Source organism: uncultured Tessaracoccus sp. (assembly GCF_947286155.1).
In the GTDB taxonomy this organism is placed as follows: domain Bacteria; phylum Actinomycetota; class Actinomycetes; order Propionibacteriales; family Propionibacteriaceae; genus Arachnia.
Map to the genome: position 1 here is coordinate 1 of NZ_CAMYPD010000024.1, position 13,005 is coordinate 13,005.

Sequence of the window (13,005 nt, forward strand, 5' to 3'; positions counted from 1 at the left end):
GAGATTCCTCTACGTCTCGTGGGCTCGGAGATGTGTATAAGAGACAGGGAGGATGCCCTGCGTGGCGATGTAGATCCAGGAGCCGGCGGTCATCTGGCCGTACATCATGAGGCCTTCGGCCTCGAGCTTGCGGAAATGCTCCCAGGTGGCCCAGTCGCCGACGAGGTTGGAGTTCGCGATGAGCACGCGCGGCGCCCACTTGTTGGTGCGCACGACGCCCACCGGCTTGCCCGACTGCACGAGCAGGGTCTCGTCTTCCTCGAGCTCCTTCAGCGTGGCGACGATGGCGTCGAACGCCTCCCAGCTTCGGGCGGCGCGCCCGGTGCCGCCGTAGACGACGAGGTCTTCGGGGCGCTCGGCCACCTCGGGATCAAGGTTGTTCATGAGCATGCGCATGGGCGCTTCTGTGGACCACGATTTCGCGGTGATCTCGGTGCCTCGTGGCGCGCGAACGGTTCTCATCGGTGCCTCCTTACCTATTGACCCCATCTCAGCCCAGCCGACGGTGCCGCGCCAGCGTCATCGGCCCACAGGCGCCCCAACGGGCCGAATACTGTCCGAGATACCGGACATCAGGCGAGCGCGCGTCGCAGCTCCTCCGCCGCCTCGCGCAGCACCTCGACGCCCCCTGCTGGCGCCTGCTCGAACGTGGTGGCGACGGCGGCGATCGGCCAGCCCGCCCTGTTCACGACGGGCACCGCGTGCGAGCGTAACCCCGTCGTGACTTCCCCATCTTCGACGGCGAACCCGCGGCGCGCGGTGTCTGCCGCCTCGGCCATTACCCGCGACGGCGAGTACTCCAGCGACCCCTCGGCGCCCATGCGCTCCAGCGTTGACACGCCCGCGTACATCGCCCGCAGCTGCGCAGGCGGCAGCGCTCCCAGCAAGGCCCGCCCCGACGCGGTGAGGTGCGCGGGCAGGCGCACCCCGACGTCGGTCACCAGCGACGGGCGCCCCGCCGCGCGCTGCTCCACGACGTAGAGCACGTCGCGGCCTTGGAGCACCGCGATGTGGCACGTTTCCCCCAGCCGGTCGACGACTCTGCGGGCCACCTTGCCGCCGACGATCGCGAGCGGCGCCTGGCGCTGATAGGCGAAGCTGAGCTCGTAGGCGGCAGGCCCGAGCCCGTAGGCGCGTTCAGCGTCGTAGCGAATCACGAACCCGGCTGCGACGAGCACACCGAGCAGGTCGTAGGTGGTGGAACGCGGGATGCCGAGCGTCGCGGCAATCCGGCTGGCCGCCACCGGGCGCGACTGCCCTGCCAAAAACGTGAGCACGGCGAGCGTCGACTCCGCCGCCGGCACCTTGCCCATGCGCACCTCCTTGCTGGCTCGAAGCCTACGCGAAGCCAGCCTTGGTTCCGGACGCCGCGCGCGAGACAATGGCCGCATGATCTGGACAGGCAGAACCGACGGCGACGGGCCCGAGCACGCCCGGTGGCATCAGCGCATCAGCACCGACGCCCCCGCCGGCAGCCACATCTCGTTGCTCGGTTTCGCCTCCGACGAGGGGGTTCGCCGCAACCAGGGGCGCCAGGGAGCGGCAGCCGCCCCTGCCGAGTTGCGCCGCGCGCTAGCGCCGATGGCGCTGCACCGTCGCCTCGCGGACGGCTCCGTCGGGCTGCACGATCTGGGCGACGTGGCCGTCGAGGGCGAGGATCTTGAGGCCGGGCAAGCGGCGATGGGTCACCGCATCGGCGACGCGCTGGCCTCCGACGGCAACGTCCTCACCGTGGTGCTGGGCGGCGGGCACGAGACGGCGTGGGCGTCGTACCTGGGGCTCACGGCGTCGGGAGTGGTGGCCGGGCAGCGTTGGGGTGTGCTGAACCTCGACGCGCACTTCGACCTGCGCAGCGCCGAGCGCCCCACTTCGGGCACGCCGTTTCAGCAGATGGCCCTGGCCCAAAGCGACGCGGGCGAGGCCTTCCGCTACGGCGTGATCGGCATCGCTGAGCCGTCGAACACCGGTGCCCTCTTCCAGCGCGCCGACGAGCTCGACGTCGATTACCTGTTCGACGTGGATTGCTCCACGCAGCGCGTGATCGAGTTCGCCGAGAACTTTATCGCCGGCCTCGACGCGGTCTACCTCACCATCGACCTCGACGTGCTGCCGGCGGCCATCGCGCCGGGCGTCTCCGCGCCCGCGTCGCTGGGCGTGCCGGCCCGCGCCATCGTCGGTGCGGTCCGAACCGTCGCGGCGTCCGGGAAGCTGCGGCTCATGGACGTCGTCGAGTTGAACCCCAAGTACGACGTCGACGGGCGCACGGCCAAGCTGGGCGCACGCCTCATTTCGGAGGCGACGGCTTGCCTGCCGCAGGTGCGCCTGGAGCGTCGCTACTAGACTCGCCGCATGCCTTCCCGCCACCGCCACATCTTCTGGGACATGGGCGGCACGCTCGTCGACACCTATCCCGAGCTGAACCAGGCCCTCGCCAACGCCGCGCAGGGTCGTGGCGCCGCCGTCCCCGTCGACGATGTGGCCTCGCTCACTCACACTTCCACGCGGCACGCGATCGACGCGCTGGCGGACCGCACGGGCCTACCGGCGGCGGTGTTTGAGCAGGCCAACGCTGATTTGAAGCGCCGCTGGGAGAGCAATCCTCCGCCCGTGATGGCAGGCGCACGTGAGCTCATGGCCGACGTGCGCGCCCCCGGTGGGCTCAACCTCATCATCACGCACCGCGACCGCACCTCCGCCGAGGCGCTCCTCGCGGCACTCGAGCTCACCGTGGACGACATGGTATGCGCTCCCGACGGGTTCCCGCGCAAGCCCGACCCAACGATGGTGCAGCTCCTACTGGAGCGCCACGGGCTCGATGTCGACGACTGCATCTTCGTCGGCGATCGCCCCATCGACGCCGAGGCCGCGAGCGCGGCGGGCATGGCGTCGGCCCTCCTCCGCGAAGAACCGAGCGGCCCGGTGCACCGCTGCCACCGGCTCGATACACTCGACGACCTCCGTCCCCTGCTGAACCTGGAGCCCGCATGACCGCCCTCGACCCCGTCGACCGCCTCCTTATCGACGAGCTCCCGGCCGAGCTGAGCACCGTCGCGGTGTTCGACGCGCCGGCGCTCGTGGAGCAGCTGGCGACGCGCACCGGCAGCATGCGCGTGTTCTGCGACGACGTCCGCGACGCGCAGCAGGTGCCCGAGGAGTTGCTCGTCGACCACCCCGACGAGCTCGGCGGCGCGGCGCTCGCCGTCGGGCGCCTGCCGAAGGCGCTCGCGGCCCTCGACGAGATCGCGGCCTCCGTGCTCGGGCGCGACGACATGCTGTTCCTCGCGGGTGGGCGCGACAAGCATATGAACAAGTCGATGAACTCGGTGCTCGCGAAATATTTCACCGCCGTGAACGCGAGCCTCGGCCGCCAGAAGTCGCGCGTGCTGCGCGCCTGGGGGCCGGAGGCGGACGCTGAGTCCGACTGGCCGAAACTCAAACACCACGACGCGCTCGGGCTCACCGTAGCCTCGCACGGGGCGACGTTCGGTGGCACGAAGGTGGACCCCGGCACGAAGCTCCTGCTCGAGGTGCTCGACGTCGACGGCACCGATGTGCTGGATTTTGGCTGCGGCAATGGGTCCATCGCGTGCTGGCTCGCGCAGCGTGACAAGCGGGTGACGGGCGTCGATGTGAGCTGGTCGGCCGTCGCGGCCACACAGATCGCGGCCAGCGAGAACGACGTCGACGTCGAGGCGTTCTGGGCAGACGGCACCGCCGATCTCCCGGAAGCGAGCTTCGACGCCATCGTCACCAATCCGCCCTTCCACCGCGGCACGGCGAAGGATTCCGACGCGACGCTGGCGCTGTTCGACGACGCCCGCCGCTTGCTGCGCCCGGGCGGCCAGCTGTGGTGCGTGTACAACTCGCATTTGCCGTGGCGCAAGGAGCTCAACGTGCGACTCGGGCGCACGCGCGTCGTCGCGCAGAACCCGCACTACACCGTCGCGTGTTGCGAAGCGCGGTAGCCGGCTACGTAGGCATTTCGCGCACGTTGGGCCCTATTTTCAGTGGCTTCTACAGTGGTAATCAAATAGGAAACCACCTCCAGGGAGCGTTATGGGCAAGCATCGTGTTGTCATCGTCGGCTCGGGGTTCGGGGGGCTCTTCGCAGCGAAATCCCTCAAACGAGACGACCTCGACGTCACCGTCATTTCCCGCACCACCCATCACCTGTTCCAGCCGCTGCTGTACCAGGTGGCCACCGGCATCTTGTCGCAAAATGAGATCGCCCCGACGATGCGCGAGATCCTCGCGAAGCAGCGCAACGTTCGCACACTGCTCGGCTCGGTCACCGACGTGGACGTCGACGCGCGTGAGGTGATCTGGGAGCAAGACGGCAAGGAGCATCGCACCGCCTACGATTCGCTCATCGTGGCCGCCGGCGCGACGCAGTCGTACTTCGGCAACGACCACTTCCAGCGATTCGCCCCGGGGCTGAAGACCATCGACGACGCCTTCGAGGTGCGCGCCCGCATCGTGCATGCGTTCGAGCACGCGGAGGTGGAGCCCGACGAGGAGGAGCGGCGCCGGCTCTTAACGTTCGTCGTAGTGGGAGCGGGGCCGACCGGCGTCGAGATGGCCGGGCAGCTTCGCGAGCTCGCCGCGCAGACGCTGCACAAGCAGTACCGCAGCATCGACACGTCGGTGGCGCGCGTCATTCTCGTCGACGGTGTCGACCACCCGCTGCCCCCGTTCGGCGAGAAGCTTGGCAAGCGCACCGCCCGCGACCTCGAGGCGCTGGGCGTCGAGCTGCGCATGAACACCATGGCCACCAACGTCGACGAACATTCCATCACGTTGAAGGCGAAGGACGGCTCTGAAGAGGTCATCCCGAGCTACTGCAAGGTGTGGTCGGCAGGTGTGCAGGCCTCCGAGTTGGGCAAGCAATTAGCAGAACGCACCGGCGCGGAGACCGACCGCGCGGGGCGAGTGAAGGTGCTCCCCGACCTCACGCTGCCTGGGCATCCCGAAGTGTTCGTGATCGGCGACATGATGGCCGTCGACGGCGTCCCCGGCGTCGCGCAGGGCGCCATCCAACCAGCAAAATTCGCCGCCCGCACCATCGTGAACCGCATCGACGACAAGCCCGTCGAAGAGAAGTTCGTGTACAAGGACAAGGGCTCCATGGCCACCATCGCGAAGTGGAAGGCCGTGGTGCAGATCGGCAAGCTCCAGCTCGGCGGCTTCATCGCCTGGATGGCGTGGTGCTTCCTGCACCTGCTCACCATCGCCGGCTTCAAGAACCAGGTGGGCACGCTCGTGCGCTGGCTGATCACCTTCGTCTCGGGCAAACGCTCCGCGATGACGGTGAGCCCGGAGTACCTCAACCGTCACCGCAAGGAGAAGCCGTCCGACGGCTAACACACTCACAGGTAGCCCGGTGCGCCCGCACAGGAAACGCACAGGCTGCCCGATGAAGCTGGGCACAGATCGTCGAGTGAGGAGACACACATGAGCAGCAACCCCAACCCGTGGAGCAGGGACGCAGGCCAGCCCTCGTCTGGCAACGGGGGCGCACCCCAGCCGCGTCCGGAGTACCCGTCGGGGTTCCAATCGTCCAGCCAGGGCTACCCCAGCCAGCCTCCACGCCAGGGCTACCCGGGCCAGGCGTTCCAGCAGCCTCAGTCTCAGCCCCAGGGGCAGCCCTCCGCACCGACGGCGGCGAGGGGCCCCGTCGGAGCTCCGCGTAAGCGCAAGGGTGGGAAGCTCGTGGCAGGAGTGTTGGGACTCACCCTCCTCGCGGGCGGCGTCGGCGCGGGTTCCGCGGCGCTCACCACGCAGTACATGCTCAGCCAGCAGCCGGCCGCAGTGTCGTCGTCGGAGAGCACCACCGACGGTGGGGCCACCCAAGGCGCGAGTTCCGGCGCGACGGTGCAGCAGGCTGATCCGAGCAACCCGAACTGGACCGCGGTGGCGGACAGTGCGTCGAAATCGGTGGTGGCCATTCAAGTGGCCTCCGAGCGCGGCGGTGGCCAGGGCTCTGGCGTGGTCGTGGACAAGGCCGGCAACATCGTCACGAATAACCATGTGGTGAACGGCGCGCAGAAGATTCGCGTGACACTCGGCGACCAGACCTACGACGCGGAGCTCGTCGGCTCCGATCCGTCGACGGACCTCGCGGTGATCCGCATCGTGAACCCGCCGTCGAATCTGCAGCCGATGGCGTGGGGCGATTCGCAGAAGCTCAAGGTGGGTGACCCTGTGATGGCCATCGGCAACCCGCTCGGGCTGTCGAACACCGTCACCACCGGCATCGTCTCCGCGTTGGATCGGCCCGTCACCACCCAGGCGGTGGGTTCGCAGCAGTCGCCGACGAGCCGTGGCTCCGACGCGGTGGTCACCGCCGCGATTCAGACCAATGCGGCCATCAACCCCGGGAACTCCGGGGGCGCGCTCGTGAACTCGGCGGGGCAGCTCGTCGGCATCACGAGCTCCATCGCGTCGCTGTCGGGCGAGCGGGAGGACGGCACGAAGTCGGGCAACATCGGTATCGGCTTCGCCATCGGCGCCTACCAGGCCAAGCACGTCGTCGAACAGCTCATCGCACAAGGCAAGGCGCAATACCCGCAGATCGGTATTACCGCGCGCGATGTGCAGACCACCGGGCAGATGGGCGCCGAGGTGGCCGAGGTGATCGACGGTTCCCCCGCGGCCGATGCGGGGCTGCGCCCCGGCGACGTGGTGACTGCGATTGGTGGGCGGCAGGTGTCGTCGACGGCGCAGCTGGTGGGGCTCGTGCGCGCACAGCAGGTGGGGCAGAGCGTGAACGTCACCTATCTGCGCGACGGCAACGAGCACACCGCCGAGCTGAAACTGGTGGCCTCGCAGCGCTAGCGCATAGGCTCGAGGCATGCAGATCCGCGTGACGTTCGCATCCGATTCCCCCATCTCCGACGATCTGGTGGCGCGGTGCGCGCCCACGCGGATCGTCGCTGCTGAGGCAGCGTTCGGCCATGTCGTGCACGCGTTCGCAGATTCCGACGACCCCGAGGCGCTGCGTGCCGAGTTGCGCGCCGCTGCCGACGGCGTCGCCGTGGGCGTCGTCGACGGGGCGCTCGTCGCGCGTGACGCTGGCATCGTGATGTGCGACGTCGACTCCACGTTCACGATGACGGAGGCCGTCGACCTGCTCGCCGAGCACGCCGGTAGAGGCGACGAAGTGGCTGCCATCACCGAGCAGGCAATGCGCGGGGAGCTCGACTTTGAGCAGTCGCTGCGTCAACGCGTCGCCACCTTGAAAGGCCTTCCGACAACGGTGTTCGACGAGGTCTATCCCTTGATGCGCCCGACTCCGGGGGCGAGGGAACTCGTCGATACTGCACATGCGCGCGGGGCGCGCGTCGGCGTCACGTCGGGTGGTTTCACGCAGCTCGTGAGCCGGCTTGCCGACGATTTCGGGCTCGACTTCTTCGCCGCGAACCAGCTGCAGACCGCCCGCCGGGATGGCGTCGAGTATCTCACGGGCGAGGTTGAGGGGCGTATCGTCGACCGGCAACAAAAGTCGCTGGACCTGCGTGGGTTCGCCGCCGCGCACGACGTACCGCTGGAGCGGACGGTGGCGGCTGGCGACGGCGCGAATGACCTCACGATGCTTGCCACGGCAGGGTTGGGCGTCGCGTTTTGCGCGAAGCCGGTCACTGCGGCGCAGGCGGACGTCGCCGTCGGTTTCCCCCGGCTCGACGCCGTCGCGGCCTTCGCGTTCCCCGAATGAACACCAGGCTCCGCGCACCTGGGGCCGAGTAGGCTCGAGGAAACGTTGTTGAAGGAGGCACCCGTGACTGAACTCGTCGAGTTGCGACGCAGATTCCACCAGATTCCCGAGGTTGGGCTGGATCTGCCCCAGACCCAGGCGCTCGTGTTGGAATCGCTCGAAGGTCTGCCGTTGGAGATCACGCTGGGCGAATCGCTGAGCAGCGTCGTGGCCGTGCTGCGCGGCACGAAAACTTCCGACGGCGACCGCCCCGTCGTGCTGCTGCGCGCCGACATGGACGCGCTGCCCGTCGAGGAAGCCACCGGGCTCGACTACGCGTCGACGAATGGCAACATGCACGCCTGCGGGCACGACCTCCACATGACGATGCTCATCGGCGCCGCCCGTGAGCTGTGCGCCCGCCGCGACGAGCTGGCCGGCGATGTGCTGTTCATGTTCCAGCCGGGCGAGGAGGTTCGCAACGGCGCCAGCTACATGATCCGTGAGGGCGCGCTGGAGGCTGCCGGGAGGAAGATCGACGCCGCCTACGCCATCCACGTCTGGGCTGGCCTCGAGCCCTACGGCACCTTCACCACGAAACCCGGCACCACTATGGCCTCTCACGACTTCATCGAGGTGCGCTACACCGGACAGGGCGGGCACGGTTCCGCTCCCCACAAGGCGAACGACCCGGTGCCTGCGCTGGCGGAGCTCATCACCGCCTCGCACGCGATGGTCACCCGCCAGTTCGACGTGTTCGACCCGGTGGTGCTCACCATCGGCACCATCGCCGCCGGCCAGTCCGCAAATGTGATCCCGGAATCGGCGCGGCTCGAGGCCTCCATCCGCGCTTTCTCCCCCGAGGCCAGGAACAAGGTGATTGAGCGATTCGAGCGCCTCGCCCGAGGCATCGGCGACGCCCACGGACTGCGAACCGACGTGCACCCGTCGCACCCGCCGTACCCGGTGACCGTCAACGACGAAGCGGAGACGCAGTACGTGGCGAACACCATCGTGCGGATGCTCGGCCCCGAGCGTCACGTCCGCTGGGAGCAGTCACTCACCAGCTCGGAAGACTTCTCGCAGGTGCTCGAGGCGGCACCCGGCTGCTTCTTCGGGCTGAGCGCATGCCCGAAAGACCTCGACCCCGCCACCGCGCCGTTCAACCACTCGGCCTTCGCGCAGTTCGACGACGGCGTGCTCGACGACGGCGTGCGGGTGTTCACTGAACTGGTGCTGGGCAAGCTGGGATGACACAAACCGAGCCGAAAGAGATCGCGACGCTCCCACCCATCGAGGAGCTTCGCGACGACGTCCCCCTCAGCCCCCGTACCGGTGAGCCACGCCGCCCGGCGGTGCTCGTCGTCGCTTCCATCGTGCTGTACCTGGCGGTGGCTGCGGTGGCGTGGAGCTACGGCTGGCATTGGTGGCGCGCCGCGCATCCCGAGACATACCTCGCTTCCGCGCACCTCACCGGGTGGGTGGAGCCCGAGCCGGGCAAGTGGTTCTCGCTGTTCCTCGAGTTCGTGTACGCCGGGCTCGCGGGTCTGGCCGGCGGTGCCGCGGGTGTCGTCGGGTTCCAGGCTTGGAATGGGCGCGGCTGGGCGCGCGTCGGGGCGCTCGTCGCCGCAGGGCTGGCGGGGCTCGTCGCGCTGTTGATCAATTTGTACGGGCTGATTGCCTTGGGGCTGGTGCTGGTGGGAGGCGCGCTGCTGTTCCTGCCGCCAGTGAGCGGCTATTTCGAGCAGTGGCGACGAGTGCGCTCGCACGAGCCGGAACGCTATTCCCGCCCGGGCACCATCTATTACGGGCGCTTGCCGCGCTTCCGCTAGCCTCGAGTGAGACGACGCAGAAAGTAGGGGTACAGCGTGAACTGGAGGCGACTGTTCAAGCGTCTCGTGATGGACAGCGTCCACGAGGCGACGAAGCAAGGCCGCCGGGCATTGCAGAAGCGCGCCAAGGCTGCGCCGACGACAGTGCGTCCCTCCCCCGGCGATCTGCAGGAACCCAAGCCGTCGAAGCAACACAGCCAACCCGAAACCCCGGCGCCGGGCGGCCCCTACCCCGGGGATTTCACCGGCCACGTCGAGCCCGTCTACGACCCACATGTCGACGGTGTGCCCGACCCGGGCGAAATCGTGTGGACGTGGGTGCCTTACGAGGAAGACCACAGCCAGGGCAAAGATCGCCCCGTGTTACTGATCGGGCGCGACGGCGATTGGCTGATCGGCTTGCAGGTGACGAGCAAGGATCACGACGTCGATGCGGCGCAGGAGGCGCGCGCCGGGCGGTACTGGGTGGACATCGGCAGTGGCGACTGGGACCGCAAGCGTCGCCCATCCGAGGTGCGCGTTAACCGGTTCCTTCGCATCGACCCCAACGCCGTGCGCCGGATCGGTGCAATCCTCGATCGCGAGCGTTTCGACGAGGTGGCCGAGGGTATCGCGCGCTGGGCGTAACCCGTCGGATTCCGGGATCTCGTTCAGCTGTGGGTGAACCCCGTCCGGCTGCCGTGGACGAAAGTTGGGGCTGCCCCTTCCCGGCTGGTTGAATGAGCGGGAAAGGAAAGGCAGCAGTTGATCACCGTCACCGACCTCACGAAACAGTATGTGAGTGCATCCCGTACCGTGCTGGCGCTCGACGGCGTGTCGCTCACCGTAGATAACGGCGAAGTGCACGGCGTCATCGGACACTCCGGCGCGGGCAAATCGACGTTGGTGCGATGCCTCGCCATGCTGGAGCGCCCGAGCGCGGGGAGCATCCAGATCAACGGGCAGGAGCTGACCCGCGCCACAGACCGCAATCTGCGCAGGGCGCGTCGTCGGATTGGGTTGGTGTTCCAGCAAGCCAACCTGTTTGATTCGCGCACGGTGCTCAACAACGTCGCATATCCGCAAGAGATCGCCGGTGTGCCGCGCGCACGGCGCCACGCTCGCGCGATGGAACTGTTGGAGCAGGTTGGCCTCGCGGACGCCGCGCGACTGTACCCGTCGCAGCTCTCGGGCGGCATGCAGCAGCGGGTGGGCATCGCTCGCGCGCTCGCCACGCATCCCGACGTGATGCTGTTCGACGAGCCGACGTCGGCCCTCGATCCACGCACCACCGACGAGATTCTCGAACTCATCCTGAGCCTGCGCAGCCCCGAGCGGTCGGTGATCGTGATTACGCACGAGATGAACGTCGTGAAGCGCATCTGCAACTCGGTGTCGCTGCTCGATCACGGGCGCATCATCGAAAGCGGGCCGCTCACCGACGTGGTGTCCTCCCTCGACGGCAAGCTCAGCCAGATGCTGCTCGGCATCCCCCACCACGACAACGTGGCTGGCACACTCGTCGACGTGCTGTCCCGCGGCTCTCGGGCTGCCGGGCCGGTGATCGCGCATACGTCCAACCTCGTCGGAGCGGAATTGGCGATCATCGCGGGCAGCGTCGAGCACCTCGCTGGCACCACGTTTTCGCACCTGCGCATCGCGGTTCCCGACGGCACGGACCCTCGTCGGGTGGTGCAGTTGTTCCTCGACCAGGGTGCCGACGCGTGCCTCACGTCCGAGCTGCAGGAGGTGCCGGTCTGATGGATTTCTCTACCGTGACCCCGCAGATGTGGGATGCCATTCAGGTGGGTTTTTGGGAGTCGTTGTTGATGCTCGGCATCTCCGGGTTGTTCACGATCCTGGTCGGGCTGCCGCTGGGCGTCGCACTGTTCAACTTCAACACGCTTGGCCGGTGGGGGCGCGTCGCCGGTGGCGCGCTCGGCGTCGTCGTGAATGTGGTGCGCTCGTTCCCGTACGCGATCTTGATGGTGTCGCTCATCGGTTTTACGACGATGCTCATCGGTACGGCGGTGGGGCCGATCGCAGCGAGCGTGTCGCTTACGATTGCCGCGATTCCGTTTTTCGCGCGACTGGTGGAAAGCGCGCTGCGCGACGTGCCGTCGGGCAAGACGGATGCCGCCCGCGCGATGGGTTCGTCGAAGATTCAGATCATTTGGAAGGTGTGGCTGAGGGAGGCGCTGCCGGCGCTGATTGCTGCGATGACGACGACGCTCGTCACCATCGTCGGCTATTCCGCGATGGCGGGGCTCGTCGGCGGTGGCGGGCTGGGGCGCCTGGCCTACAACTACGGCTACCAGCGCTTTATCCCCGAGGTGATGGTGATCACCATCGTCATCCTGATTGTGGTGGTGCAGGTCATTCAGCTGGTTGGTGAGCTGCTGGTGCGGCTGGTTGACCACCGCTGACCCCAAGTTGTCCCCACACCCCGTGGGGCGCCGGCGCAGGCCGGCATTGAAGAACTGGTCAACTTGTTGTTGGCCCCGAGCAAAGGAGTCATTCCTATGCGAAAGCTTCTTACTGTAGTTGCTGCCTCGTTGGCAGCCGCCATGTCTCTCACCGCCTGCGGCGGTACCGATGCCTCGTCCGGTGGCAGCGCCAAGCCCGCTTCGAGCGACGGCGGCACCGACGCGAAGGGTGGCGCCACCGAGGTGGTCGTGGGCGCTAGCCCGGTGCCTCACGCGAAGATCCTCGAGTACGTGCGCGACAACCTCGCCAAGGATGCAGGCATCTCCATCACCATCAAGGAGTTCGACGACTACGTCCTGCCGAACCAGACGCTGGACAGCGGCGAACTCGACGCCAACTACTTCCAGCACCTGCCGTACCTCGAGGCGGAAATAGCGAACAAGGGCTACGAGTTCGAGCACGGCGAGGGCGTGCACATCGAGCCCATGCGCGTGTTCGCCCGCGAGGCGCAATCCATCGACGAGGTGCCCGAAGGCGCGAAGGTTGCCATCACGAACGACGTGTCCAACCAGGCGCGTGCGCTCCTGCTGCTGCAGGAAGGCGGTCTGTTGAAGGACATCACCTTGGAGACGTCGGTGCTCGATCTGAAGCCCGAGCAGAACCCGAAGGGGCTGAAGTTCGAGGAACTGCAGCCTGAGGTTGTGGTGCAGATGGTGGACGATCCCGGCATCGACCTCGCCATCGTGAACGCCAACTTCGTGCTCACCGCCGGCCTCGACGCGTCGAAGGCTGTGCTGTCCGAAAAGGTCGAGAACAACCCCTACGCCAACGTGGTGGCTTGGCGCAAGGACAACGACAACGAGGGTGTGCAGAAGCTCGACGAGCTGCTCCACTCTGACAAGGTGAAGGAATTCATCAAGTCCGAGTGGCCGTCCGGCGACGTCATCCCCGGCTGACCGTGCCTTTGTTGCGCTCGAGGGCCGTCTCGCCGTGTGCGGGGTGGCCCTCGAGCCTTTCTAGTAGGTAAGGCGCCGCCATATCGAGACGCCCCACTGCAACTGCAAAACTCGACATCAG

13 protein-coding genes and 1 pseudogene are annotated in these 13,005 nt (G+C 67.5%); 12 read left to right on the forward strand and 2 right to left on the reverse strand.

The genetic code is table 11. The annotated features are described in order from the left end of the window. Positions 1-36 precede the first annotated feature (36 nt). Both Q0X68_RS07475 and Q0X68_RS07480 read right to left on the reverse strand, forming a co-directional pair. Positions 37-462: pseudogene (locus Q0X68_RS07475) on the reverse strand (urocanate hydratase); the annotation flags it as partial. Between the two features lie 110 nt (positions 463-572). After that, positions 573-1,313, reverse strand: a complete 741-nt coding sequence (locus tag Q0X68_RS07480) for an IclR family transcriptional regulator (RefSeq protein ID WP_297749744.1) — start codon at positions 1,311-1,313, stop codon at positions 573-575. 76 nt (positions 1,314-1,389) lie between these two features. Here Q0X68_RS07480 and hutG point away from each other — a divergent pair, with 76 nt between their 5' ends. From hutG to Q0X68_RS07540, 12 genes are all read left to right on the forward strand, one after another. Then, on the forward strand, positions 1,390-2,340 hold the full coding sequence (gene hutG / locus Q0X68_RS07485) for a formimidoylglutamase (RefSeq protein ID WP_297749747.1): 951 nt from the start codon (positions 1,390-1,392) through the stop codon (positions 2,338-2,340). A gap of 9 nt (positions 2,341-2,349) precedes the next feature. Continuing rightward, positions 2,350-2,988: an HAD-IA family hydrolase gene (locus tag Q0X68_RS07490; RefSeq protein WP_297749750.1), complete on the forward strand. Its 639-nt coding sequence runs from the start codon at positions 2,350-2,352 to the stop codon at positions 2,986-2,988. Then, positions 2,985-3,965 carry a class I SAM-dependent methyltransferase gene (locus Q0X68_RS07495; protein WP_297749753.1) on the forward strand — a complete coding sequence of 327 codons (981 nt, stop codon included), beginning with the start codon at positions 2,985-2,987 and terminating at the stop codon, positions 3,963-3,965. The genes Q0X68_RS07490 and Q0X68_RS07495 overlap by 4 nt, the downstream gene beginning before the upstream one ends. A 91-nt stretch (positions 3,966-4,056) precedes the next feature. Next, positions 4,057-5,361 carry an NAD(P)/FAD-dependent oxidoreductase gene (locus Q0X68_RS07500; protein ID WP_297749756.1) on the forward strand — a complete coding sequence of 435 codons (1,305 nt, stop codon included), beginning with the start codon at positions 4,057-4,059 and terminating at the stop codon, positions 5,359-5,361. 90 nt (positions 5,362-5,451) lie between these two features. After that, entirely contained in the window at positions 5,452-6,834 is a 1,383-nt protein-coding gene (locus Q0X68_RS07505; protein ID WP_297749759.1) for a S1C family serine protease, read from the forward strand. Positions 6,835-6,850: 16 nt separating this feature from the next. Further along, positions 6,851-7,711, forward strand: a complete 861-nt coding sequence (gene serB / locus Q0X68_RS07510) for a phosphoserine phosphatase SerB (RefSeq protein ID WP_297749762.1) — start codon at positions 6,851-6,853, stop codon at positions 7,709-7,711. Between the two features lie 63 nt (positions 7,712-7,774). After that, positions 7,775-8,944: a M20 family metallopeptidase gene (locus tag Q0X68_RS07515; RefSeq protein WP_297749764.1), complete on the forward strand. Its 1,170-nt coding sequence runs from the start codon at positions 7,775-7,777 to the stop codon at positions 8,942-8,944. Beyond that, a complete protein-coding gene (locus Q0X68_RS07520; RefSeq protein WP_297749767.1) occupies positions 8,941-9,522 on the forward strand; it encodes a hypothetical protein in 582 nt (193 codons plus the stop codon). Before Q0X68_RS07515 ends, Q0X68_RS07520 begins: the two co-directional genes overlap by 4 nt. Positions 9,523-9,558: 36 nt before the next feature. After that, entirely contained in the window at positions 9,559-10,149 is a 591-nt protein-coding gene (locus Q0X68_RS07525) for a type II toxin-antitoxin system PemK/MazF family toxin (protein ID WP_297749770.1), read from the forward strand. A 117-nt stretch (positions 10,150-10,266) separates the two neighbouring features. Further along, complete coding sequence (locus Q0X68_RS07530; RefSeq protein WP_297749773.1) at positions 10,267-11,262, forward strand: methionine ABC transporter ATP-binding protein; 996 nt, start codon at positions 10,267-10,269, stop codon at positions 11,260-11,262. Continuing rightward, positions 11,262-11,927, forward strand: coding sequence for a methionine ABC transporter permease (locus Q0X68_RS07535; RefSeq protein WP_297749776.1), 666 nt, complete (start codon positions 11,262-11,264; stop codon positions 11,925-11,927). Before Q0X68_RS07530 ends, Q0X68_RS07535 begins: the two co-directional genes overlap by 1 nt. 96 nt (positions 11,928-12,023) lie before the next feature. After that, positions 12,024-12,884 (forward strand): MetQ/NlpA family ABC transporter substrate-binding protein, encoded by an 861-nt coding sequence (locus Q0X68_RS07540; protein ID WP_297749779.1) that lies wholly within the window; start codon positions 12,024-12,026, stop codon positions 12,882-12,884. Positions 12,885-13,005 lie beyond the last annotated feature (121 nt).

What these genes read in the sequence shown, in the direction of transcription:
- Q0X68_RS07520 (WP_297749767.1), top strand. Translation starts at nt 8,941, where the DNA reads ATGACACAAACCGAGCCGAAAGAGATCGCGACGCTCCCACCCATCGAG.
- hutG (WP_297749747.1), top strand. Translation starts at nt 1,390, where the DNA reads ATGATCTGGACAGGCAGAACCGACGGCGACGGGCCCGAGCACGCCCGG.
- Q0X68_RS07535 (WP_297749776.1), top strand. Translation starts at nt 11,262, where the DNA reads ATGGATTTCTCTACCGTGACCCCGCAGATGTGGGATGCCATTCAGGTG.
- serB (WP_297749762.1), top strand. Translation starts at nt 6,851, where the DNA reads ATGCAGATCCGCGTGACGTTCGCATCCGATTCCCCCATCTCCGACGAT.
- Q0X68_RS07495 (WP_297749753.1), top strand. Translation starts at nt 2,985, where the DNA reads ATGACCGCCCTCGACCCCGTCGACCGCCTCCTTATCGACGAGCTCCCG.
- Q0X68_RS07480 (WP_297749744.1), bottom strand. Translation starts at nt 1,313, where the DNA reads ATGGGCAAGGTGCCGGCGGCGGAGTCGACGCTCGCCGTGCTCACGTTT.
- Q0X68_RS07500 (WP_297749756.1), top strand. Translation starts at nt 4,057, where the DNA reads ATGGGCAAGCATCGTGTTGTCATCGTCGGCTCGGGGTTCGGGGGGCTC.
- Q0X68_RS07490 (WP_297749750.1), top strand. Translation starts at nt 2,350, where the DNA reads ATGCCTTCCCGCCACCGCCACATCTTCTGGGACATGGGCGGCACGCTC.
- Q0X68_RS07505 (WP_297749759.1), top strand. Translation starts at nt 5,452, where the DNA reads ATGAGCAGCAACCCCAACCCGTGGAGCAGGGACGCAGGCCAGCCCTCG.
- Q0X68_RS07540 (WP_297749779.1), top strand. Translation starts at nt 12,024, where the DNA reads ATGCGAAAGCTTCTTACTGTAGTTGCTGCCTCGTTGGCAGCCGCCATG.